This window comes from Acinetobacter sp. ANC 3882 (genome assembly GCF_022549545.1).
Taxonomy (GTDB): Bacteria; Pseudomonadota; Gammaproteobacteria; order Pseudomonadales; family Moraxellaceae; genus Acinetobacter.
In genome coordinates this window covers 1-24,420 of record NZ_JAKZGB010000003.1, presented here as the reverse complement: position 1 = coordinate 24,420, position 24,420 = coordinate 1, and the positions used below count along the sequence as shown (strand labels likewise).

At 40.6% G+C, this 24,420-nt stretch carries 24 protein-coding genes, 1 other RNA gene and 1 pseudogene; 9 read left to right on the top strand and 17 right to left on the bottom strand.

What is annotated here, in order from left to right; translation table 11 throughout:
• The first annotated feature begins 92 nt into the window (after window positions 1–92).
• The 3 genes from dnaQ to nudC all read left to right on the top strand — a co-directional run bounded on the left by dnaQ (window position 93) and on the right by nudC (window position 3,977).
• Window positions 93–1,451: a DNA polymerase III subunit epsilon gene (gene dnaQ, locus MMO42_RS07670; protein WP_241319942.1), complete on the top strand. Its 1,359-nt coding sequence runs from the start codon at window positions 93–95 to the stop codon at window positions 1,449–1,451.
• A 127-nt stretch (window positions 1,452–1,578) separates the two neighbouring features.
• Window positions 1,579–3,225: a chemotaxis protein gene (locus tag MMO42_RS07665; RefSeq protein ID WP_241319941.1), complete on the top strand. Its 1,647-nt coding sequence runs from the start codon at window positions 1,579–1,581 to the stop codon at window positions 3,223–3,225.
• Window positions 3,225–3,977 carry an NAD(+) diphosphatase gene (gene nudC, locus MMO42_RS07660; RefSeq protein ID WP_241319940.1) on the top strand — a complete coding sequence of 251 codons (753 nt, stop codon included), beginning with the start codon at window positions 3,225–3,227 and terminating at the stop codon, window positions 3,975–3,977. The genes MMO42_RS07665 and nudC overlap by 1 nt, the downstream gene beginning before the upstream one ends.
• 35 nt (window positions 3,978–4,012) lie before the next feature.
• Here nudC and MMO42_RS07655 read toward each other — a convergent pair whose 3' ends face one another.
• Together MMO42_RS07655 and MMO42_RS07650 are read right to left on the bottom strand one after the other, a co-directional pair.
• The gene (locus MMO42_RS07655; protein ID WP_241319939.1) at window positions 4,013–5,236 is read right to left on the bottom strand and encodes an MFS transporter; all 1,224 of its coding nucleotides are present in this window, start codon (window positions 5,234–5,236) and stop codon (window positions 4,013–4,015) included.
• A gap of 85 nt (window positions 5,237–5,321) precedes the next feature.
• Window positions 5,322–5,903: a TetR/AcrR family transcriptional regulator gene (locus MMO42_RS07650; RefSeq protein ID WP_241319938.1), complete on the bottom strand. Its 582-nt coding sequence runs from the start codon at window positions 5,901–5,903 to the stop codon at window positions 5,322–5,324.
• Window positions 5,904–6,000: 97 nt separating this feature from the next.
• Here MMO42_RS07650 and MMO42_RS07645 point away from each other — a divergent pair.
• Window positions 6,001–6,078, top strand: a pseudogene (locus MMO42_RS07645) (NADH pyrophosphatase); the annotation flags it as partial.
• 18 nt (window positions 6,079–6,096) lie between these two features.
• On the opposite strand, the gene MMO42_RS07640 reads toward MMO42_RS07645, so the two are convergent.
• From MMO42_RS07640 to MMO42_RS07625, 4 genes are all read right to left on the bottom strand, one after another.
• The gene (locus MMO42_RS07640) at window positions 6,097–6,969 is read right to left on the bottom strand and encodes an alpha/beta hydrolase (protein WP_241319937.1); all 873 of its coding nucleotides are present in this window, start codon (window positions 6,967–6,969) and stop codon (window positions 6,097–6,099) included.
• A 3-nt stretch (window positions 6,970–6,972) separates the two neighbouring features.
• Window positions 6,973–7,683, bottom strand: coding sequence for a BON domain-containing protein (locus MMO42_RS07635; protein ID WP_005295856.1), 711 nt, complete (start codon window positions 7,681–7,683; stop codon window positions 6,973–6,975).
• Between the two features lie 71 nt (window positions 7,684–7,754).
• Complete coding sequence (locus tag MMO42_RS07630; protein ID WP_241319936.1) at window positions 7,755–8,159, bottom strand: YraN family protein; 405 nt, start codon at window positions 8,157–8,159, stop codon at window positions 7,755–7,757.
• A gap of 12 nt (window positions 8,160–8,171) precedes the next feature.
• A complete protein-coding gene (locus tag MMO42_RS07625; RefSeq protein WP_241319935.1) occupies window positions 8,172–9,104 on the bottom strand; it encodes a penicillin-binding protein activator in 933 nt (310 codons plus the stop codon).
• 16 nt (window positions 9,105–9,120) lie between these two features.
• On the opposite strand from MMO42_RS07625, the gene rsmI reads away from it, so the two are divergent.
• Complete coding sequence (gene rsmI, locus MMO42_RS07620) at window positions 9,121–9,963, top strand: 16S rRNA (cytidine(1402)-2'-O)-methyltransferase (protein WP_241319934.1); 843 nt, start codon at window positions 9,121–9,123, stop codon at window positions 9,961–9,963.
• Window positions 9,964–10,027: 64 nt separating this feature from the next.
• On the opposite strand, the gene MMO42_RS07615 is transcribed toward rsmI, so the two are convergent.
• Window positions 10,028–10,669: a cation transporter gene (locus MMO42_RS07615; protein ID WP_241319933.1), complete on the bottom strand. Its 642-nt coding sequence runs from the start codon at window positions 10,667–10,669 to the stop codon at window positions 10,028–10,030.
• Window positions 10,670–10,730: 61 nt separating this feature from the next.
• Between MMO42_RS07615 and MMO42_RS07610 the strand changes: the two genes are divergently transcribed.
• The gene (locus tag MMO42_RS07610) at window positions 10,731–11,180 is read left to right on the top strand and encodes a MerR family transcriptional regulator (protein ID WP_241319932.1); all 450 of its coding nucleotides are present in this window, start codon (window positions 10,731–10,733) and stop codon (window positions 11,178–11,180) included.
• Between the two features lie 24 nt (window positions 11,181–11,204).
• On the opposite strand, the gene MMO42_RS07605 is transcribed toward MMO42_RS07610, so the two are convergent.
• The 5 genes from MMO42_RS07605 to MMO42_RS07585 all read right to left on the bottom strand — a co-directional run bounded on the left by MMO42_RS07605 (window position 11,205) and on the right by MMO42_RS07585 (window position 16,241).
• Window positions 11,205–11,453 (bottom strand): hypothetical protein, encoded by a 249-nt coding sequence (locus MMO42_RS07605; protein WP_241319931.1) that lies wholly within the window; start codon window positions 11,451–11,453, stop codon window positions 11,205–11,207.
• Between the two features lie 174 nt (window positions 11,454–11,627).
• Window positions 11,628–12,860 carry an FAD-dependent monooxygenase gene (locus MMO42_RS07600; protein WP_241319930.1) on the bottom strand — a complete coding sequence of 411 codons (1,233 nt, stop codon included), beginning with the start codon at window positions 12,858–12,860 and terminating at the stop codon, window positions 11,628–11,630.
• The gene (gene ubiH / locus MMO42_RS07595) at window positions 12,857–14,068 is read right to left on the bottom strand and encodes a 2-octaprenyl-6-methoxyphenyl hydroxylase (protein WP_005295874.1); all 1,212 of its coding nucleotides are present in this window, start codon (window positions 14,066–14,068) and stop codon (window positions 12,857–12,859) included. Before ubiH ends, MMO42_RS07600 begins: the two co-directional genes overlap by 4 nt.
• A gap of 151 nt (window positions 14,069–14,219) precedes the next feature.
• Complete coding sequence (pepP, locus tag MMO42_RS07590) at window positions 14,220–15,539, bottom strand: Xaa-Pro aminopeptidase (RefSeq protein ID WP_005295881.1); 1,320 nt, start codon at window positions 15,537–15,539, stop codon at window positions 14,220–14,222.
• Window positions 15,540–15,608: 69 nt separating this feature from the next.
• Window positions 15,609–16,241 carry a UPF0149 family protein gene (locus tag MMO42_RS07585; RefSeq protein ID WP_005295884.1) on the bottom strand — a complete coding sequence of 211 codons (633 nt, stop codon included), beginning with the start codon at window positions 16,239–16,241 and terminating at the stop codon, window positions 15,609–15,611.
• Window positions 16,242–16,307: 66 nt separating this feature from the next.
• Between MMO42_RS07585 and MMO42_RS07580 the strand changes: the two genes are divergently transcribed.
• From MMO42_RS07580 to ssrS, 3 genes are all read left to right on the top strand, one after another.
• Window positions 16,308–16,862: a hypothetical protein gene (locus tag MMO42_RS07580; RefSeq protein ID WP_005295885.1), complete on the top strand. Its 555-nt coding sequence runs from the start codon at window positions 16,308–16,310 to the stop codon at window positions 16,860–16,862.
• Between the two features lie 2 nt (window positions 16,863–16,864).
• Window positions 16,865–17,152: a cell division protein ZapA gene (locus MMO42_RS07575; RefSeq protein WP_005145221.1), complete on the top strand. Its 288-nt coding sequence runs from the start codon at window positions 16,865–16,867 to the stop codon at window positions 17,150–17,152.
• Between the two features lie 90 nt (window positions 17,153–17,242).
• Window positions 17,243–17,423, top strand: a non-coding RNA gene (ssrS, locus tag MMO42_RS07570) — 6S RNA.
• A gap of 18 nt (window positions 17,424–17,441) precedes the next feature.
• On the opposite strand, the gene MMO42_RS07565 is transcribed toward ssrS, so the two are convergent.
• The 5 genes from MMO42_RS07565 to MMO42_RS07545 form a co-directional block, all read right to left on the bottom strand.
• On the bottom strand, window positions 17,442–18,185 hold the full coding sequence (locus MMO42_RS07565) for an NAD(P)-dependent oxidoreductase (protein ID WP_241319929.1): 744 nt from the start codon (window positions 18,183–18,185) through the stop codon (window positions 17,442–17,444).
• A gap of 81 nt (window positions 18,186–18,266) precedes the next feature.
• Window positions 18,267–19,505: a putative solute-binding protein gene (locus MMO42_RS07560; protein WP_241319928.1), complete on the bottom strand. Its 1,239-nt coding sequence runs from the start codon at window positions 19,503–19,505 to the stop codon at window positions 18,267–18,269.
• Between the two features lie 232 nt (window positions 19,506–19,737).
• Window positions 19,738–19,938, bottom strand: coding sequence for a hypothetical protein (locus MMO42_RS07555; RefSeq protein WP_005183946.1), 201 nt, complete (start codon window positions 19,936–19,938; stop codon window positions 19,738–19,740).
• Window positions 19,939–20,357: 419 nt separating this feature from the next.
• Complete coding sequence (locus tag MMO42_RS07550) at window positions 20,358–21,146, bottom strand: OmpA family protein (protein ID WP_241319927.1); 789 nt, start codon at window positions 21,144–21,146, stop codon at window positions 20,358–20,360.
• A 64-nt stretch (window positions 21,147–21,210) separates the two neighbouring features.
• A partial coding sequence (locus MMO42_RS07545; RefSeq protein WP_241319926.1) for a YadA-like family protein occupies window positions 21,211–24,420 on the bottom strand: 3,210 nt, incomplete at its 5' end.

Sequence of the window (24,420 nt, the reverse complement as noted above, 5' to 3'; positions counted from 1 at the left end):
TTATATGCTTAAGTAACACTTGAATATTGACCATCCTTTGCTGCGATTAAAAATATTCAATTTCTTATTCTGCTTATTGTTCAGGTTCAAATATGTCACAAACAATCACACTTTACGTTGATGGCGCATGCAAAGGTAACCCAGGTCTTGGGGGTTGGGGCGCGTATGTCATTACCGAGCAAGGTGAACACAAGCTGTTTGGTGGTGAACCTGAAACAACCAATAACCGTATGGAACTCCAAGCCGCAATCGAAGGTGTCTCTTTTTGCCCTATCGATGCCCGTTTAATTATTTGGACAGACTCCAATTATGTAAAACAAGGCATTACTGAATGGATTCACGGTTGGAAAAAGAAAAACTGGAAAGATGTTAAAAACCCTGATTTATGGAAAAAACTTGATGCTGTCTGTGCCAACCGTGAGATTGAATGGAACTGGATTAAAGGCCACGCTGGACATGCAGGTAACGAAATGGCAGACCAATTGGCAAATTTGGGTGCAGAACAAACAGCTCAACAACTCAAATCTTCGACACAGGCTAACGCTGATACAAAAAAGCCTGAATCCGACTGGCTCTTAAATGACCCTTTCGGATTAGATCTTGATGTTGATACAGACGAAATGATTGAAGAATCAGAACCTGAAGAAATCATGGATAATATGGACGAAAATGCAGTATCGGCTGAAGTAGTAACAGCAGCTTCGCCAACAAATCAGCACCCGAACATTGTCATTACTGAAGCTAAAATACATCTTCAAGGCCCTCGCCAACTCATTCTCGATACGGAAACCACAGGTTTTTACTATCAAGATGGCGACCGTATTATTGAAGTCGGTGCGATTGAAATGATCAACCGCAAGCTCACGGGCAGTTCAATTCATATCTATATCAATCCAGAAAAAACCGTCGGGGATTCTGAAAATGTGCATGGTATTAGCGATGACTTTTTAAAGGACAAACCGAAATACGCAGAAATTTCTGATGTTCTGTTTGACTACTTAAAGGGCGCTGAAATTATCGCGCATAACGCGACCTTCGATATGAACTTCTTGGATATGGAGTTCAAACGCACTGGATTGCTGCCGCTTTCAGAGGTTTGCGAAGTCACCGACACCTTGGCACTAGCTAAAAACAAACACCCTGGGCAAAAGAACTCATTGGATGCTCTGGTACGCCGTTATGAAATTCCAGCGCGAGATCGTACGTTCCATGGTGCCTTACTCGATGCTGAAATCTTAGCCGATGTTTACCTTGCGATGACGGGTGGGCAAGTCTCCTTTGATATGGATGCCCTTTCGCAAGCAGAACAAAATCAGAATAAATCGACCCGATCTCGTGTCCAAGTTGACTTACCTGTGATTCCGCCTTCCGAACAAGAATTAAATGAACATGAGACGTGGGTCAAACAATTCGAACAAAAACATGGAGAGCCTTGCCTTTTCGCAAAATAAATTTTCCAGTCAATGTAATTTTTTGTATTTCAAGCCTCTAAAGTTAAGTTATATTAACCTTTAAAGATTTAGGCCTCCTAAAAAAGGAGGTCCATGGATATAACAACTTAGGAAAGGTGTAGGTCATATGTCTTACCAAACCTCGATTCATTTCGACCCAACGGCATTATTAATAATAAAAAATGAAATCGACAATTCGATTAAATTGGTAGAAACAGCAGTCAATACCCTTGCCGAAGAACAAGCATTACCTTTCGGGATTGATGATGCACTCAACCAGTTTGAACAATGTACGCAAGTTCTCGCGTTAATTGATATGCCGCATTTATCACAAATTACGCAATACTCTGCTGAGCTGATGCGCAAAATCATGGCGCAACCGCAGCAAATTCAAACCAATGATGTGATTGCGCTCAGTGAAGGCACCACCATGCTGAAGCGTTATATCGAATTCATCTGTTTGCGTGAAGTGAAAGTTCCACAATTCCTGCTCGATACACTGAACCGTTTAGAAAAAGCGCTCGGCAAACCACTGACCAAAGAAGGTCAAACGGTCCAGCCTTTGCTTGAGTTCATCACACCGAGTTTTAATTTGCCGCAAGCACCAAGCTTGGAACAATCACAATATATTCATCAGCTTTACAAATTGTGTTTAAACAAGCTCATTAAGCAATCAGAAACCCCACTTGACCTACAAGGGATCAAATTGGTGGGAGTTTATCTTGCAGGCTTAGCAACGGGTCAACCAAGCCAGCAATACTGGCAGTTGGTTAATGTTGGTTTAAGCCATATCGATGAGCTTTCAATTACTGAAGCACGCCTACGCACGTTGATTCAAATTGAAACCAATATCGGTAAATTCTTGGCTCAAGCTACCAGCTTTAAAAACACCATTGCCGATCTTGCAGACATCTTGTGTATCTGTATTAGCCAAGAAGATGATGTGTCACAACATATTCGTGATCAACTCAATATTGGTGATGAGTTACTCAGTGATACGCAACTGCAAGTCTTGAGTCGTCATTTATATGGCCCAGACTATGAAACTGTGCATACCATTAGCCAGTTAATGACAGATGAGATGGCTCAAATCCGTAATGAAATTGAGTATAACCATCAAAACATGTCAGCGGAAAAGACGCAGGAACTGCAACAAAAATTACATCAGCTCTCTAATGTCTTCAAAGTACTGAATTTAAATGAAGCAGCGCGAGAACTCACCCAACAAGCGGAAAAATTAAGCCAACCAAATACTTTAACGGATGCGACTTCGGTACAACAGTTAATGAACAGTATTTTGGCTTCAATGAATTCAATCGGGATTTTGGAACGCAACTACACGTCTAGTCGTTTACAGCTACGTGTCAATAACATGCAAATTTCGCTGGATCGTTTAGATGAAGCGCATAAAGCCTTATTGACTGAAACGAAAACCCTGATTGATACTTTAACGCAAACTTTGAGTCTCTATGTGCAAGATCCTACAGCACATAGCTTAGAAGCATTGCCAGTGTATCTGAAAGAGCTGGCTGGTGCTGCCCTGTTCTTGGGTAGTTCAGCGCAACAAACCGCTTTATTAGGCGCAGCTCACTTTGCTCAACATCGTTTAGCACAAAACCAAGCGTTTGATGCAGAGCAGGTCAATTGTATCTTGAATGTAGTTGCAGGTTTAGATTTACTGGTTGAGAACTTGAAGAACAAGCAACCAGTATTGCAATCTATGTTTGATGTGGCATTATCAAACAGTCAGCAATTACAAACTCTAGCCGCATAATGACTCAACTATCACTTGCTTATATTTTTCAGCACCAAAAACTGTTAGTCGACCAAAACTTACAACTGCCACAGGTTGAAAAATTAGCAAGTGACCTGCCCATTCATCACAATGATCAGGTCATCGCACGTGATTTACTTGAAGATGAAGTGATTCCCGAAGGTTATCAACTCATTCCAATTCGGGAACTCATTCAAACTTGGTCAAGCCGTGACTTTTTACAAGCCAGTCGCGCAGTACAATTGCTCGAATGGCGACGTAACCACAAATTCTGTAGCCACTGTGGTCATGCGACTGAAATTCACCCGAAAGAATATGCAATGGTTTGCCCAAGTTGTGCTTACCATCAATACCCACGTGTGCAGCCTTGTATCATTACCATTATCACCAAAGGTAATGATGAGATTCTGCTTGCCAAATCAGCACATAACAAAAGTAATATGCATGGCCTGATTGCTGGTTTTGTTGAAGTGGGTGAAACATTGGAAGAAGCCGTGCAACGAGAAGCGTTTGAAGAAGTCGGGCTCAAACTTAAAAATATTCGTTATATGTCGAGCCAACCTTGGCCATTTCCAAGTAATTTAATGATCGCCTTTCATGCTGAATATGATTCAGGTGATATCAAGTTACAGCTCGAAGAAATCAGCGAAGCGGCATTTTTTAAGTTTGATCAACTCCCCGAAATTCCGTTTAAAGGCAGTATCGCCCATAGCATGATCATGCAAATTATTGACAATAAAAAAGCATCTTAAAAGATGCTTTCTAGCTCTATATATTTTTAACTCATCTATACACGATGATGGATACAAAAACTATGATCTTTAGCCCGATATACCAAAATCAGTGTAATAAATGACAAAATCAACGCACTCCACGCAAAAGAGTGAATCCCCCATTGATCAAAGAGAAGACCACCCACTATCCCACCTCCAGCAACAGCAATGTTGAATATGGTCACCAACATAGATTGAGCAACATCTGTCTGTTCTTTCGCAATATCGGCCAGTGCCGTTTGTAGCAGTATAGGTGCACCACCAAATGAAATCCCCCATGCAATCACTGCTATACAAACCATCCAGATGGAATGCATAAAGATGCCAAAGCATAAAGCTGAAAAAGCAAATATAACAAGACTCGCCAAGGTTAAGTGTCGTAGATATTGATCAATAAAATGCCCAGTGACAAAAATACCGACAATCGCTGCTAGGCCAAAAATCAAGAGCATGAGATCAATATGTTCTCCCAAACCCACTGCTATTAAATATAAAGAGATATAGGTATATAGAATATTATGTGCCAAGACCCAGACAAACAGGATTAATAAAATTAGCCCAACACCTTTCATTTTAAGCGTTTGCCCAAATGCTACTTTTTGCTGTGCAGGATCAACCATGAAACGGGGAATAAACAATCGGACCCAAATAACCAAGATCAATGCCAAAATTGACATCATCCAGAAGACATTACGCCAATCAAACAACGTTCCAAGTAATGTTCCCAGCGGTACACCAAAACACAATGCTAATGGCTGTCCAATACCTGCAACAGCTAAAGCACGTCCTTGTAAATGTGGAGCAACCAAATAACGGACATAGCTCACAAACACTCCCCAAATAACACCTGCTGCCATCCCTGCGCAAAAGCGAACAAACAAAGTAAAAATATAATGTGATGAGATCGCCGCTAGGCCATTAAAAACACATAAGCTTCCTAAAGTGAATAACAATAAACGGCGCTTGTCCCAATGTTTTGTGAGTACGATAATAGGTATCGCTGCACAAACAGAGCCTAACGCATAAAAGCTAACCAATTGTCCAGCCCACAGCTTTGATATCTGCAAATCATGGCTAATCTGTAGCAATAGGCCAACAGGCATGGTCTCCGTCATGATCGTAATAAATCCGATCAATGAAAAAGCTAATAACTTCCAAATAGGAAATTGCTCTGCTGATTTCTGAGTGACTAAAGTTTGTAAGGATTGATTTACATTAATACTTGGCGGACTCTTCATGTAGTTCTCGGATAAAGGAATGATCATTCCACAATGGAATAAATAAAAACCCACTACCGAATAAAAGTAGTGGGTTTCTGGCTAATTACAAAATGCGAAGTGCAATATCAATAATATCTAATAAACACTGTCGACGCTGATGAGTGGGTGTTCCTTTTGCTACAACCCTCATTCCTTGTATCGTGTTCACAACAAAAAATGAGAGTGCTTCAGCATTAATTTCTTTTGAGATTTCACCTTGCTGCTGCGCTTTTTGGAATACATTTAGAATCGCTTTTTGAAAACGTTGTAAATTCAGTGTTACTTTTTCTGCAATCAACGTGTCTTGTCCTGCTAGTTCCAGACTAGCATTGGCAATCAAGCATCCACGGTGTAAAGGATCAGCCAACTCATCTTCAGCGATCTTCATCAACAGGCTTTTAATGGCTGCTTTGGCACTTTCTTCTTGTTCTAAACAATGTATATTGGCGGTTGTCACAGCATCATATCGATCTAGTGTTTTTTGATATAAGTTATATTTACTTTCAAAAGTTCCGTACAGGCTACTTCTTGAGAGACCTGTGCCATCCACTAAATCCTGAATGGAAGTTCCTGCATATCCTTTTAACCAGAAAACCTGCATAGCAGCATCTGTCACTACATCTAAATCAAATTCTTTTGGGCGCATTAGAATCAATTACGGAACAATCATTCCACTAAAATAAGTAATATATAAAAAGAAATCAAATATAAAAACAACATGTCTAACTTTTAAGCTTAGCCCACTCCCCGAAATTCCATTTAAAGGCAGTATTGCACATAGCATGATCATGCAAATTATTGACAATAAAAAAGCATCTTAAAAGATGCTTTTTTATTATTTAAGGATCTAAAGCTTCATCCAAGAAATGTAAGATGGTCCGCTTAGTCTTGAAATAATGGCTCATCAAGCTCGCTAGTGTTGCGACAATAGTAATATGCCCTGTCTTTGGAATTACGGCGATATGACTGTGATTGCCTTTTTCTCTAAGCGCCTTATCCAGATCAAAACTATTCTCTTTGCCAACCAACTGATCTTGTTCAGCCATCAGTAAATAATGCTTAATCTGATTCGGCTCAATAAAATAGTACGGCATCACTTGTTGGTACGACACTTTTTGATCAAAAGCATGCTCAGCTAGCGGATCACCTTTATAATCAAAGTGATAAGGCCCTGCCATCCCCACAATTGCTCTGATATTTTCTTTGTATTTAAAATTTTGTGAATAAGCAGAATACACCACAGACATCACATTAAACGCACCCGCAGAATGCCCCATTAAGATGATATTGTCTGTCGAAATATTGAGCTTGGCTTGATTCTGGTTTAAATAATGAATGGCTTGAGCAATATCATCGATAAAAGTCGGAAAAATATGCTCAGGTGCAAGATGGTAGTTAATCACTGCAACATCATAACCTTCACGGGCAAAGGTTTCCCCGATAAACAGATACTCACGTTTGTTGCCATGCTGCCAAGAACCGCCATGTACAAATATGATAAGCGGTCTTTGCTTTTTAGGGGTTTTAGTTCGATAAAGATCCAAACGCTGTCTTGCTTTCAATCCATAGGCAAGATGCTCTTCTTTTTCAAAGGTATCTTTTGGCGTAAGGTAATTGATCGAATAACTGGCAAAATCATAAAGGCGAAACTCCTGATAAAGAGTTTTCGCCTTTATTACATTTTCTTGTACTTGTTGAATAAGTTGCTTCATAAATTAAGGATTAGTTGGAGTAATGGTCGCAGGTTCCGCCTGATCAGGATCAATTGCAACAGGTGTCTCAACTAAAGGTTGTGTCGTCGCAGTACCCACCATTGGTGTTGCTGCTGTTGAACTAGCGACAGTGCCTGAAGCTTGATCCGTATTGTCAATGAGTGTCACAATTTTAGTCACATTTCCAACTTTTTGTAAGACGTCATCTAAATCTCTTGATTCAGCGGTATTTAAACGCCCCATCACATACAACACACCATTTTCAGTATGTACCAGAACTTTGCTATCTGAAACAACGGGTGCTTTCATCAGCAAGCCACGGGTATTCGCAGTCACCGTTGCATCTTGCATAATGGTGTTATAACCCACCTTATCGCCAACCGTAATGTAGTTATGTACGGCTTTAACATCTGACATTGAACGCAAGTTATCTTCAGCCAGTTGTTTTAAATAAGGATCAGGTACTTGCCCTGTCAATAAAATATTGCTGTGGAAGCTTTCAATGTTAATGCGCGACTGTTTAAAACGATGATCTAATTTATACAAATTGATATTTGCAGTACGCTTGATTGAAGAATCAATAAAAATCTGCCCGAGACTACGCTCACCACTATTCGTACCAACAGGTGAACTTCCTGTGCCGCCAGAAATAAAACTCGCACACCCTGATAAACTTGCAGCGCAAAGCAACGTAATCGATAACCGTTTTAACACTTGGCAAGACTCCCTATCCACAAACAAATTTGTTCAATTTTCAATATTTAGCGTTCCTCTAGACTCATCAATCAATCTAAAGTAAATGCATGCTTAATCCATTGCTGATCATACTGCAATTTTGAAAAATCTGGTTGTACTGTTTTTGCAATTTTCTGTGGAAAATCAAAACAAATCACATCAAAACGACAATCAAAGTCATAATAATGTGGATGTTTTTGTAAAAACAATTGAGCTGTCTTAATTATTTTACGTTGCTGAGCCAGAGAAATAACTTCACAAGCTTCAGCATAACTCCCTGCTGATCTGGCTTTGACTTCTACAAACACCAGTTCATTGTCCTTTTTAACAATTAAATCAATTTCACCATAACGTGAGTGATAGTTTCGATCTACATATAAATAGTGCTGAGATTGCAATACCGCAAGAGCTGTTTGTTCAGCCCATTGCCCTAAGTCATGCTGTTGCTGTGACATATTTAATCTATCTTACTTTAATACTTGGATACCTTTTTTTTGTTGTTGATAGCAATAAGGCTGTCTGTACACCTTGCCATCTTTCACATCAATCGTCCCAGTTCGACCTTCAAAAGAAAAGTGTCGATCTGAGCTGGTTAAAAATTGCTGGCTAATACTCCACGCATCACCACCAAAAGCCAATAAACGCTGGAATGCCATATTTTCAGGTTGTTCTTTATATGCACTGATTACATCGGCCCATTGTCCATTATATAAAGCAGGTGTATCACAGAAACTCAATCCCATAGGAATCGGTTTTTCCTGCTCAATACTCAGCGCCGTGGCATAAATGTTTTTTTCAGGCAGTGGTCCCAGTTGTTCCAACCACTGTTGATCGCCCAGTAACAGTAATCCTTCTTTACGCGCAAGCTTCTTCGGTCGCTCACTCACCACATGGACATCTGAACCAAATTCAGACATGAGTGCCATCATAAACAGCTCTGTAGCGGACTCAGTCCCTGCTTGGCGCAATACCAATAAGTTTTTAATTTTGTCTTTCTTGAGCAATTGATTAAGCGCAATCGCATCATGTTGCTTCGCTAAACTAAATTGCCATACATTGGTGGTTTGAGTATTTACATCATTGAGTGCCAGTACAGGGATTGCTGGATTACGTTGCATCACATTTTCAATATCAGGTCGTGCCAATGGTCCAACAATCAATCGCGTCTTATTATTGACCCGTTTCTTAAAAATCGTATCGATGTTGTTTTTCGCTGAATCTACAAAAATGATTTTTTCTTTACTGCCAGATGCTGTATAAGCGCTCAAGAAACCACGTTTGATGCTCTGACCAGCTCGCGCCATCGTACCAGATTCAGGTAGAATCACCAGTACGTCCGCATAAACTGGACTCACACATGCCGCTAAACATAGTAGCAGCCAATATTTTTTGTAATACATTAGGGAGTTACCTTTTATGAGTGCTCAATTATTTGTTGTGGCAACCCCGATTGGGCACTTAGATGACATGACCTTTCGTGCAATTGATATTTTAAAATCTGTATCGGTAGTTGCCGCAGAAGACACTCGTCAATCTGCTCAATTATTCAAACATTATAATATCTCAACTCCACTCACAGCGTGTCATGATCACAATGAAAGTAACAAAATTGATCAACTTCTCCAAAGAATGTTAAAAGGAGAAAATGTTGCATTAATCAGTGATGCTGGTACGCCCTTGATTAGTGACCCTGGTTTTAAACTGGTTCGTGCCGCGCAAGAACATGGTATTCGCGTGATTCCAGTCCCTGGTGCTTGTGCAGCAATTGCAGCATTAAGTGCGGTTGGCTTGCCAAGTGATCGTTTTAGTTTTGAGGGATTTTTACCTTCAAAATCATCACAGCGAATTAGCCAGCTTGAAAAGCTCAAGGATGAAACTCAGACCTTGATTTTCTACGAAGCCCCTCATCGCATTTTGGACAGTATCAAAAATATGGCGCAAGTTTTTGGTGAAGATCGTCCCGTCGGTTTTGCACGTGAAATTACCAAAACCTTTGAAACTATCAAAAAGATGACGTTAAAAGAATTGGTTACTTTTATTGAAAATGATCACAACCAAGAAAAAGGTGAAATTGTGGTTGTGGTGGGTGGAGCATCTGCCGAAAAAGACCTAGAGCAAGATAAGCTGGATGAGTTGTTAAAACGCTTATTACAGGATTTATCGGTAAAAGCCGCATCACAATTGGCCGCTGACTTGACGGGTATTAAAAAGAAAGTCGCTTACCAACGCGCTTTGGAACTCAACCAACAAGATAAATAAAGCATAAGGGGAGATTATAAAAATCTCCCCTTATCATTTAAATATGCAATAAGAACAATATATCTTAAGCCTTGGTCATGATATTGCCTTGATCGATTTTTCTTTCCGCTCTCGCTTGCTTAATCACACTCAACCCCGATGAAACACCCAAATACGCGATAATAAACGCCACAAATAAATCAGGGAACATGGTTCCAGTTCCAAATACACCAAATGCGGCAATGATGATTGCAATATTGGCGATTGCATCATTTCGACTGCATAACCATACGGAACGCATATTCGAGTCACCATCACGGAATGCATAGAGCATCAACGCAGAGATCACATTCACAGCCAATGCCAGTACACCAATCGCCCCCATGAGCATTGGTTCAGGTGTTACACCTAGCCACCATGACCAAAATACTTTAACAATCACAAAAATACCAAATGCCGCCATGGTGATGCCTTTGACTAAAGCTGCGGTCGCACGCCAATACAAAGTCATGGATAGCACTGCCAATGAAATGGCATAGTTAGCGGCATCACCCGCAAAATCCAGTGCATCGGCCCATAACGATACAGAGCGTGCATGTGAGCCGCCAATAATCTCTACAAAGAACATCAATGCATTTAGAATTAACGCAATCCATAATGCTTTTCTAAATTTGGGACTAATTTGCTTTGCTGGGGCACATGCTGTATTGCATCCACATCCTGCCATGACTTTTCTCGCATAATCTTTTATAGTGATTTAAAACCCTAGAGTAACTCCAGAGTCAAGCATGATCAGTTTTAGCATTGGACAATTGGCAAAAAGGTCAGGCGTGTCTGTCGACACCATCCGTTATTATGAAAAGATTGGATTACTTGAAAAAGCCAAGCGAACGGCGGGCAATTACCGTCATTATTCGGAACACATGCTTTCAGAATTGCTATTTTTAAAGCATTGTCGAGAATTGGGCATCACCTTACAGGATATTCAAAAGCTCAAGGGCTTAACCGAAAATCCGAATCAAACCTGTATGGAAGTCGATCATCTGATTGATCAATATCTCGCAGAGGTTTCACAAAAGATTCGAAACCTAGAACATCTCAAACAAGATCTGAGCCATTTAAAACAGCAATGTTCACAACATCGTACCATTGAACAATGTGGCATTTTAAAAGAGTTACATCAGCCACTTGAGTGTGAACATGAATCACATCAACACAAAAAAGCACCACAACCGTGATGCTTTTTCTATGTCATAACTGACTTAATCTTGATGTTCATCTGGAGGAACTTCAGTAATGCGCCCACCTCTTGCTAGAAATGCAGCAACTTCATCTTCCAAAGCTTGACGCTGTTTCAGCTTGGCAGTCACTGTTAAGCTCTCTGCTTCAGCAAGATCAGTGTCATTGGTGCTCGACTCTTCGCTATCTGCACCAGTTTCTGCCGCTTTCGCCTCTTCGTCGTCTACAGCAGAATCTTCTGTGTTGTCGTCGTAATCATTCATTTCCGTCATATTAATCTCCCCACAATGACTAAATTTCTCATCATCGCTATTTGGCCATCAGAACTTGGTGAAATTTAGCAAGCTCTCGTCAATTCGCAAAGTACAATCTTGATTAAATCGTATTTTTTGCGACCAAATTCACTCTGATTTATAAATGATTGTTTAAAAAATATCTACTATTTTTTAACACGCATATTGTGTGTCTTTCAATGTCCCTAATCCATTGGCTTGTTGCATAAAACGATCTTTGAACCAATCGAATTGTTCAACCTGTTTTAAGCCGAAATTTCGCGCCCAAACAAAGGGAAATAGCTCCGAACTTTCTAGCCAGCCAATCGCAGACATACTATGCATCATGGCATCATTCTGCCCTTTACGCTGGTGCTCATAACGTAATAAGGTTTGATCATTGGCCCACACACCACGCTTTAAATCGTGCAGTAATACATCACACAGTACCGCGGCATCTAAGCAACCAATATTCACGCCCTGTCCAGCCAAAGGATGAATCACATGCGCAGCATCGCCAATCAATGCCAGACCTGATTTAATATAACGCTGAGCAGCACGTGCTTTCAGTGGAAATTGAGCCCGAGAACGGACCTCGACCACGTCTCCTAACATATGCAAACTTTCTTGCGTCAATAATTGCTTAAAATCTTGATCACTTAATGCTGAATACTCATCGGCATAATCATCAGGCAATGTCCAGACAATCGACTGCCAATAGCCATTCTCTTGTGCATTGAGGCTTGCCATTGGCAAATATGCCAAAGGTCCTGTCGGCAAGAATATCTGACGAGCGACATATTGATTGGGTTGCGTGGTTTTAATCGCACAACTGATCGCAGCTTGTTGGTAATCCAAGACATCTAAATCGATATACGCCTGCTCACGTACAAAAGAATTCGCCCCATCTGCACCAATGAGCAACTTCGTTTTTAATGTTGTACCATCCGCCAATTGAATCGACCAACCTTGAGGAATCTGCTCAATACGAATCACTTTGACTTGAGTACGATAATCGTTGAGCTGCTGCAACATTTTTTGTTGAATCGCTACATTCAAAACACTCGGCTCGACCATCGAACCTAAGGCCTGATCTGCATGTGGTGGCTGCTCAGAAGCATGTCCAAAATTGATTTCGCCATAGCCATTTTTATTCCAGACCTGCATCCCTGAATATGGCATTTGACGTGCTAAATCATCCCAAACATCGACGGTTTTAAGCAGATGTATGGTCGCCTGACTCAGTGCCAACACCCGTGGATTCATCACCGCAAGTGTTTTGTCTTGATCAAGTACAGGCGCTGCATCCAGCACTGTAGCTTGCACGCCACCTTGAGCCAACAATAAAGCGGTTAGACCACCAACCAAACCACCACCGACGATGACAATATCTAACATTTCACTCATGCTTTTAGTCCCATCGCATAATTGGCAACCAGAGGCTTAACACCCGGAATCACGTCAAATGCAATCAATCCTGTATTACGTAATAATTTGAGAATTGGATTCTGATTGCTAAAGCCACGCACCACCGAATCACAGAACTTAATCACCCGTTGCTGATCCTTTAAGCGAGATTGCTCATAGGCCAATAAATTTTCTGGTGTGCCAATATCATCAGACTTCGCCAATTGTTCCATCAAGAAACGAACCAACACATCTGCATCACGCAAACATAGGTTAAAACCTTGTCCTGCCACTGGATGAATCGTATGTGCTGCATTCCCCATCAACACCACACGCCCAACGGCTTGCTTATCTGCTAACACTTGTGACAATGGATAGCTAAAACGCTTACCTGTTTTTTCAAATTTTCCAGCACGGTCACCATAGGTTTCCTGTAAAGCATCGAGGAAGTGCTGATCATTTTCTTCACCCAACCATTCTGCCTCAGTGCCCTTCTTCACAGGCCATACCACTGAGCGACGGTATTCACCCGGTAGAGGTAAGAGAGCCAATGGTCCTAATGCGCTAAACCGCTCAAAACCAACGTGCTGATGCGGTTTAGAGGTTTGTACGGTCGTCACAATAGCCACTTGATCATAATCATGCTCATCGACACCCACGCCAATGGCCTGTCGGCAGAAAGAATCACGACCATCTGCCGCAATCACCAACTTGGATTTTAGCGAATGAATATATTCACCGTTACGCATCGCTTCAATTTGGACTTGGTCTGCATCTTGTGTGAGTGAGGTGACTTGCACACCATCAATCAACTCAATCAACGGCTGCTGACGAACCTGTGTCAGCAATACACGACCTAACCACGCATTTTCAATCACCTGCCCAAAGCTTTCTACTTTTTCTTGTTCAGCAACTAAGCGTGCCTTACCAAAACTGCCCTGCTCAGTAATATGCACTTGCAGAATGGGCGTAGCATGTTGCTGTAAGGCTTCCCATAAGCCTAGTTTTTGGTAAATCTGTACACTACGACGTGACAACGCGGTATTACGTGCATCAAAACTGGAATGATAAGGGGCAACATTTTCGTCATCGTAATTCGGATATTTCACAGCTTCTAATAGCTTTACTGCGATATTAGATTTTGCCAACATTAAAGCAAGGCTGAGTCCAACCATACCTCCACCGACAATGATGACTTGTTGCTGCATAATATTATTCCTTATCAGTTTTTCATGACTTGATGTTTCGGGACCTATCTTACTCTAACTCAAATCAGGAAGGGAATTTGTACTTTGTTTGGTCTATGTTTTTAAAATAAAAAAGGCCTATCTATTGATAAGCCTTTTTCTCAATCTCAACTTAACGACTCGCCATCAAACTTTCAATTTCCTCAACGGTTTTCACCACATTCTTGGTTAGAACCAATGGGCCATTTTCAGTTACGACAATGTCATCTTCGATACGAATCCCGATACCACGCCATTTTGCATCAACCGTTTCATCATCGGGTGCGACATATAAACCAGGTTCAACGGTTACGACCATACCTGCTTCATAAGCACGCCAGTCTTCGCCAGTCTTGTACGCACCAACATCATGTACATCCATACCAAGCCAATGCCCTGTACCATGCATAAAGAACTGACGGAATGCTTCGCTTTCAATCAATTCATCGACATCGCCACTAATCAAACCAAGATCAACCAAACCTTGAGTTAAGATTTTCACTGCGACTTGATGCGGATATTTATAATGATTGCCGATACGCGTCGCATCAATTGCTGCAAGCTGAGCGTCTAACACAATATTATATAAAGCCTTTTGTTCAGGGCTAAACTTACCATTGACAGGGAATGTACGCGTAATATCAGAGGCATAGAATTCATATTCACATGCCGCATCAATCAGCACTAAATCACCATCATTTAATGGCTTGTTATTTTCAACATAATGCAAGATGCAAGCATTTTCACCCCCACCCACGATACTGTTATACGATGGCACACAGCCGTTTTTCCCAAAGATATAATTGAGTTCTGCTTCTAATGCATACTCCATCATATTCGGTTTAACGGTTTGCATGGCACGGGTATGCGCTTCGGCACTAATATTCGATGCAATCTGCATCAACTCAATTTCTTGTGCTGATTTTTTCAGACGCATTTCATCAACAATACGATCAAGCTGAATTAACTCAGCAGGTGCAGCACTACCACGACGCTGTTCTGCATCCGCTTTCTGAATCCACTGACTGACACGTGCATCAAACTCAGCTTGCTGACCAATACGATAGTAAAGGCGTTGTTTATTTAAAAGTTTTTCGATGATTTCTTCATCTAATAAATCAATCGCATATGCTTCATCTGCATCATAGATTTCAATCGCACCATCAATTCCTGCACGATAACCATGCCAGATTTCCATTTCACGATCACGTTCACGGCAAAACAGACTGTAGCTATACTCCTCACCTTCCTCAAAGGTTTCGATCACAGCCACTGCCTCTGGCTCGGCAAATCCTGTTAGATAATAAAAACTACTGTCTGCACGATATTTATAATCAGCATCGCGATTACGATACATTTCTGCTCGTGTCGCAATAATTGCAATGCTATTGCTACCTATTTTTTCAGCAAGAAGATCACGGCGGTGTTTAAAATCGGCTTGACTTAATTTCATATAGTCCTTCTGATGAAGATGAATGATTGTAAGTATCTTTATTTATAAGCTTTTAAGGCATCGCCCGAGTTAACTCGGACGATGTGGGGTAAACATTTCGACTACAGTTTGAGGGTCAGCTGCCCCTTCTTGATTTCTGCTTTTAGCATGAAAGTTTTGCAATAATGAACTTTCGGCTACAGGAATCTTGGTGCGGCCAATCGACAAGCTCACAGGAATCAAGCGTACAAACTCATACAGCTCCTGATAGCTTTCTTCACCCTCTTCATCATTATCCGAATCTTCAAACTCGACTGCTGCAACATCTTGTAAATGTTCAATCAGTTCTTGCTCTTCTGCACGAATATGACCTGAAGCCAAACCAAAACCAAGGACCACACCTGCACACCAATCTGCCAAGGCTTGGACACGATCAGCGAGCAAATGATTATCATCTGGGAGCATTGGTAAATAATCTAATTCATCATCCGATAAAGCATGTGCAACATCTTCTGCTTCATCCGTCAAACTTTCCAGTGCTTCTGGTTGTAAAGCAGGCACATTAAGGGTGTTTAAAATTTGTGACCATTCATCGGTGGTTGGCGCTTGTGTCACACAAACTATACCTGTAAGTAAACCATGTAACTCACTTGGACTTGAAATTTCTTCAATTCCATCAAAATGGGCATTCCATTCCGTCCAACCTGAAATATCGTCTTGCATTCGTTTATCCAATCTCTATACTGCTGTATATATTACCTTTGATTGCAACTCTGTGCGACCTTCGTTATGTTAGAACAATTACAGCGTCTACAAGCGCATATTGGTGTTTTAAAAACACGCTTACATCATTTAGAGCGAGAAAACGCGTCGCTCACTGAAGCTAAACAATTAGCTGAAACTGATCATCATGCACAAGTTGTGCAGAAAAATAGCATCATCACGCAAAAGCAGGAAGAAGTTGATAACTTAACTGAACAACTCACTCAGTTACAAGATCAATTTAAACAACTGAATCAAGACGCAACAACTTTAGCCGAGCGTTATAGCCGTTTAGAGAAGAGCACGACTGATTTAAAAAATCGCTTCCAAGAAATCTTGGCGGAGCGTAATGACTTGCGTGTGAATAAAGAAAAGTTACAGGCACAACAACGTCATAGTCAGCAAGAAATTCAAGATTTACAGCAAGACCGTGATCGCTTGTTGCAAAAAAATGAACTTGCGAAATCTAAAGTTGAAGCGATTATCCAGCGTCTTGCAATTTTAGGTACAGCTCAGGATCAACATGCACAAGAAATTCAGCAGCTTGCACATCCAAATGCTGAAACTCAAGAGGAGACCTGATCATGAGTGAACCTATCGTTGTCGAACTTCGCTTAATCGAACAGACTTTCCGCCTCAACACAACTGAGGATAAACGTGAAGAGTTAGAACGCGCAGCTGAATTGTTAAATCAAAAATTTCACGATATGCGCCGCAATGCGCCACGCGTAGAACATAATAAACTTGTGATTATGGTCGCGTTGCAAATGGCTCAGGAAGTATTCAGCTTGAACAAGTCGTTGCAAGAATATGCACACTGCGAGCATCTACTCCAAACCATTTTGGAAGATGTCGAACAAACTGTTGAGTAAAATTGCACAAAGCCCCATCAATTAGTAAGTATCTTTACAGATAAGTCTCCTGCAAGGATTGTCATCGTGTAAAGATCAGTTATACTAAAGCTATCTCTAGGGTGTTCGCCAGTACGTCTATTCCCCTGCCGATACTTAAATTTATGGATGTGTTCTGTGTATTTTGAGTGTATGCCTGCCTCGAGTAGGAAACCCATTAAGTATACGTCACCTCCACCTTGAACTCATCGGGTTCAGGGTAACGACCATGCAGCGGCACCTCTGGAGTATCTTTTAAGTATTTAATTGCTTAACAAATATAAAAACGATAATTTGGATCAAAACTTAAGTCATTCTTAGCTTTTATATTCTTATAAATTAAATCATCTTCGACAATTTGATAAACTCCCTCTCCATTCTCAATTGCCAAATAAGCAGCATGTGCAGCAGCATCTACATTGACTTTGCAAAGCTCAGCTGGTAGAGAGCCTGTCGCTTTTCCATAAAGCTTACCATATCTTAAAATGGCATGATCTAGCCCACTCAGTAGTACCTGCTGTTCTAATGCATAAATACCCTCTGCGTTCAGTTTCAATATCGGATTAACTGAGTTCAAGTCCAACTCTGATTGTTCATCATAACAAGATTCATTAGGTATATAAGCAAAAGCGATGCTTTGAACAATGAGCTTACAAGATTTCGTTTTTAAAGCCTGAATAAGATTATATGTCCCTTCTTTACGGATACGTGCTGTATTGATTCGCGCTTGCTTCATACCTTCTGGACTTAAACCGTAAGGTAAGTCGGTCAGTTGGTGTATGACTACATCTGGATCAATTTCATTCATCAACGCTTTAATTCGTTCAGCTTCAAAAATATTAGCGATTACGGGTATCACACCAATGGCTTCTAAAAACTTAGCTTTCTCAATAGAACGTGTCATACCGTAAACAGTATATTTATTTTGCTTGAGAATCAGACAAAGTTTATAGCCTATAGCACCCGTTGCTCCAGCAACAAAAATAACGGATTTTTCAGAGTTATTACTTTTCATTTTCTTAACTGGCAATCAAAATAAAAGCTATAAAATAATGACTGTATTTACAGCAATATGATATAGCTTAATTTAAATCATTTACTCATCTTTCAAAGCGCATTCATAATTGCTTGGATCTTGTGAGCAACGTACCTGTTTCAACAACTTCATCATATCTTTGTCGTAAAAACCTTCTTTGGTCATTTGAATCCGCGCTTCACGCATCAAGCGAACATAACCAGGTTTATCACTTTCATTCAATTTTAACCAAAATTTATCAGGAACTTTGGCTTCAATTTTATCGACAAATTCAAAGGCAGGAGTTAACTGCTTGGAAATGACTTCACGTGCAATCGATCCCATTCTCGCTGGAAATTTATTGCGTTGCATAATCAAAGTTCCTGTCACTTGAATCACAGGAAATTTAATGATCCCACCCACAGCTTTACCTGATTTATCGGTCATCCCTTTTTGCAATTCAAGCGGCTCAAATAAAATGGCTGGCCCTGCCATGATATCAACTTCTTTATTATTAAATTTCCCACCCACCGTGACCAAATCAACAGAGACCGGTTGAGCACCGACGTTCTGTACCAATTTCTTTTGAGTTTCATCGAACTGGAATACCGCAACTTTCTTACCTGCGGCTTTTGCCAAAGTATTAATATTACGATCTGTGACCATGATATAAGCAGCGCCAAGCGGTACAACACCAACCACTTCATAGTCTTTATTTATCATCTTTTCATCGAATTTTGGATTAGCTAACACCTGAATTACAGAACTCAGTTGTTTATAGGTTTGCAATGCACCAATCGCATCAATGCTTCCTACAAATTTATTAAACTGCTTTGCACGTAAATTACTGATCCCCGCCCCATCACAGCGTTTACTACGGAAATCCTCAGTCAGTACAGCTTCATTGGTATAAACCTTGAGATTTACCAAAGTCGATGCCTGTTTTTTCAATTTTGGATAGTCAAAATCTAATTTGAATTGTAAATGTGAAGGACGCGTCACATTCATGTTCACACCAAACTGCTTGGCTACACGAACAATACTTGGAATTTCGGTAATATAACTGGTTGCTTGCTCAAACGCTTCACTATGTTCGCCATTCGGAGAAAATACACATAACGTGACTTGTTTTGGAATCTGCTGCCAAGTTTTAGGATCATTCAATAATTGCTTCACTTTGTTTTGTGAATGCGGAGAAAGCGTTAAGTCCAATTTCCCTTCAGCTGCAGCATAACTTGGACTCATCACCCCAAATGATGATGCCAAGATACATGACATCGCCAAAGGTCTTAAAAATGTCGTGAATTTATTATTTTGCATCGCCTGTTCCATCCTTAGCTATTTCCCAATAGTTTTTATTCAAATTAAGGATAAAGCATAGAAATAGAATTGACTGCTTTTATTTGGATAGTGTCAATTGAGTCAAAATACCTAGCAATATTCACGATATGAGAATAGCGTTCTTAATCGAAAAATTATGCTAAAAAATAAACCATTGAATAATAAAAACTTAAAATAAGAATTTACATGTCAAATGCTTATTCTTCTTAGCTTAAATAAACGACCAAACGACATTTTCATCTTGTCGCTTTAATAGAAAATTGGTCTGATGATCATCCTCGACCACAATATGTTGATTTGAGATCATCTTTACTTTTAGTAAGGTGTCATTTTCATAAACCAAATCATTTTTGCCTTCTTTAGTCAGGACAAGTATCTGATCAAGTACGATGAGCTCTTTAGAATCCAACATTGTTTTTCCCTCGATAAACCCGCTGCTCAAATATTGAATATTTTTATCAAGCCTAAAAGTGAAATACTCTTATAACTTGCACCCCAAATATTCAATGAAATTATTAAAATACATAAAACTGACATCTAAAAATGTTAGTTTATGCCGCGCATATTAGATCACTTTTTAAACAAATTTAAAATAAATTGTCAGACAGTTCACAAAAATTACATTTTATGCAAAATCAAATTAGTAAAATTAAAAGCCACATAAAATCAATCAATTAAAACCCATGAATTTGATCGAAAAATAGACGAATATTAATATTTTTTACAATGAAGCGCTGAAAGACACTCAAATCAAGGAATATTTTTTTCCATTCGGTATTATTTAAGTATAAAAAATGGCTACCCTTGAGTAGCCATTTTAATTGAAGTGAATTACCAGCTTACATTGACACGTCGATTCGGTGCCAAACAACCGACCAACTGTGCATTTGCTTTATTGCCTGCACATTGCTGATATAAATCAGTTTGGCTGTTAGCCTGAATCTGAATGCGGTTTGCATCAATCCCTTCATTCACCAATAGTTTGGCCACAGTATTGGCACGTTGTGATGATAACTGTTGATTATAAGCAAACTTACCTAATGTATCTGTAAAACCTGCAACCACAATTGGGCCTGCTGAATTACTTTGCTTAATACGTTGTGCAATCGAACTAACTGAACTTGAACCTTGCTCAATCGCATTGGCATTGAAACGGTCAAAGGCAAAAAATACACTGCCTGAACGAGCAGAATTCAAATTTGCATCATTAGGCACCTGATTATTTGCACCCCATGCCATTAAACCTTCACATGCCTCACCTTTCCAAGATAATCTTTCTGAAAGATATTTCTTGTCAAAATCAACACGCAGCTGGCAACGTAAATAATCCTGACTATTCGGTTGGCGAATATCTAATACATAGTTCCAAGTCTTTACAGAGAACACGCCTTCACTAAATTGAGGGTTACCCAATACATGTCGTATTTGGTCTTTAGTTAGACCTGTACCTAAGCGCGCAACATTATCATATTCATAACGTTGTACTTGTTTTAGATAGCTCTTTTCAACTGTAGGAAATTTGACTTCTTCTTGCTGAACAACAGCCTCATCTGACGCGAATGTAGCCATTGCAAAACTGGAAACGATACCGACTAGCAATGCTTTTATCATATTTTTCATATTCTAACTCTCTTTATCAATTGGAGATGAGGAGAGCCTAAGGGCTCTCCTGAATAACAAACCCTTAGTCAATTACACCACTGATACCAACACGTACACTTGGTTCACCTTGAGATGCAGCAGCGACACCGCCTGTGATTGACCAACGACCATTATCTGCAGTCTTACGTAAGGTTACGCCGACTGCATTTTCACCACCATGATAAGAAGCACCTGCTGCATATGTATATTTACCTGCAATATATGGCGCCGCTTCCAATGCCATTGCAGCTGCAATACCTGCATTTGCTTTTTTCTCAACATCATCAATACGTTGATTGGTTGAGTAGAAAGCTTGCTCAAGTTTGTTATCAAGGTTATCAATACGATTACCCAATGCTTGATCCGCTTTATTTAAAGCATCAACAGCTCCACCAACATTGTTATAATCTTTACCGCCCACATTATAAGTTGGGCTGGTAAAACTATTGGTAATATTGTCATAGCCAGCTCCGCCGCCTAAGAATTCGACAACTTTCTTATTTGTTGCATTCAATTGAGAGCCATTTACAGCATCTTTAGATGTTGCATTGACTGCACCGTCTTTAACTCCCGTAACAACACGATCACCATCTTTACCAGCGACATTGACACTTGTACCACCAGTATCCTTAGCAACGGTAACCTCAGCACTGCTATTTGCCTGTTTGACCAGACCAACCGTACCATTATTAATATCATTTTTAATGTTATTAATATCATTGGTGTTGTTGGTAATTTGACCCTGCAAATTATCTCTAACTTGCGCAAGCTGACCGCCATTCACAGCATCTTTAGAACCTTGAGCGACATTACCATCTTTCACATTAGTAATCGTGGTTCCATCTGCTCCACCAAGGGTGATCTTGTCTTTTTTGGCATCGTCGTATTTCACAGCATTATTGGCAAGCTCATTCACATTGTTATTCACATTGCTGATTGCACTATCCAATTGACCTTTGTTCACTGCATCAGTTGCATTAACACCCGCAGCAACATTGGTCACCTGCTTATTGCCAGCATTGATACCTTGAGTCGTAACGCTTGGTCCACCTGCAATAATGAGTCCAGTGTTGTTTATCACAACTGCATTATTACCAATTGCGATGCCAGCATTATTTAAAACCGTATCGCCTGCTTTCACAGAGTCAACTGTTAAATCTTTTGCTGTTGCAACTTCATAGTTATCAGAACCATCTGCATTTTTGCTCTTATTCACAACAACATTCTGACCATTTGTCACAGTCGTTTTTGATGTTGTTGCAGCAGAGCCAATCGCTTTGTCGAGTGCAGTTAATGCATCACCAACATTGCTTTGATTTCCTTGAGCGACATTATAAGTAGGTCCAGTAATTGTACCGTCAGCATTAACCTTAGCATTACCACCAAGACTGTTTACAAGCGCATTTTGGGTTGTCACAACCTGATTACCCACCGCTTTCAACTGAGCAACGTTCACTGCATCAGCATCTGCACTACCCGCTGCAACACCAGTGATTTGACGATAGACACCACTCGATGCATCACCTACAGCAACTGCTCCAGTTGTTGACGTTGTTTTATCAATCGCTGCTTTATCTGCACTTGTTACAGCAGATAATGCATATCCTGCAACACCTGCACCTGTTGTTGCCGCCGAATCAGTACCTAGCACAACTGAGCCAGTCATTGTTTTGGTCACATTGTTACCGAGAACAAAAGTATCATCTGTCAGCACTTGGTTATTATTACCTACAGAGTAACTGTTCGAACCATCAACAATAGTCGGGTCACCAATCGCACCTGAATGATCACCTTTCACTTTATTACCAGTACCAATACTGATTGATTGTAAACCTGTTGCCTCGGCACCTTGACCAATTGCAATGGACTCTTTTCCTCCAGCTTTACTGTTGTGCCCTAAAGCAACTGCACTGTCTGCACCAGTTGAAACAATTGCATTTACACCAATGGCTGTAGAGTTGATACCTCCTGCGCTTGAATCATTGGTTGCACCTAAATCGCCTTTTGATGTATCAGCATTGGTATGGAAGAACTTGATACCATCGGTATTCATCTTCTGAACCGTTTGACCAATCGTCAAGCGATCTGTTGTCTCTTGTCCTTGCTTATCATAGGTTAAGAACAATGAGTCCTGGTTTTTGTTGTCAGGTTTTGTATTTACAACCTGATCAACAATATTCACCTTGTTACCATTACCATCTACAACTTCAGTAATATTGCTAGTAATCGCACTCTTCAATTGCTCCTCAGTCGCTGCTCGACCTTTGGTTGCAAAATCACTTGCCTTAATATCTTTATTACTCAAGCCCTCAATAGTGTTAGTTGTCTTATCAACAACAACACTACCCACAGTCACCTTGTCGAAGTTTACGTCTTTCGCTGTCGATACTTGGTAGTTGCCTGAACCATCAGCATTGGTCGTTGGTGTTACAACAACGTTGTCTCCTGCCGTTACCGTGCTCTTCGCTTTGGTTGCTGCATCTTTAACACTGCTGATCGCGCCATCAATCGTGTTCGAGCCTGTACCACCAATTTTACTGGTCGTGATGGCACCTGTCGTCGCATCAATCGTGGTTGCACCACCGACAATATTCTTCACATTGTTGGCTGTGTTGAATAATTGGCTGCCGTTGATGGCATCGGTTGAAGTCGAATTCACCGCACCCGCTTTCACATTGGTGATGGTCGTGCCAGCTGCACCTGCAAGCGTGATCTTGTCTTTGGTCGTTGCATTGTCGTATTTAACTGCTGCATCGTCTAAAGATCCCAACTTGCCATCAACTGCTGCCAATTGATCTTCTGTTGCCGCTTGACCTGAAACCGCTGTGCCGTTCCATGTCTTGTTGCTTAAGCCGCCAATCGTGCCTGCTGTGCCATCAATGCTGACTGGATTTGCAGTACCCACTTTGATGGTATTACCTAAACCAAGTTGGACCCCATCTGCTGTGGTGGTGCTGGTGATGTTGCTATCACCTTTCACATTCAGCGTATCGCCTAATGCAAATTGGTTATTGCTGCTACCATTACCAAATTTGATGCCTTTGTCCGCTGTCGCTTGCGCTGCATCAGCTGCAGTTTGCGCAGTAGTGACATTTTGGTTGGTGGTGAATAACTGACCACCATTCACTGCATCTGTTGATGCCGCTGAACTGATGTCTCCCGCTTTCACATTGGTGATGGTCGTGCCACCTGCACCTGCAAGCGTGATCTTGTCTTTAGTCGTTGCATCGTCGTATTTAACGGCTGCATCGTC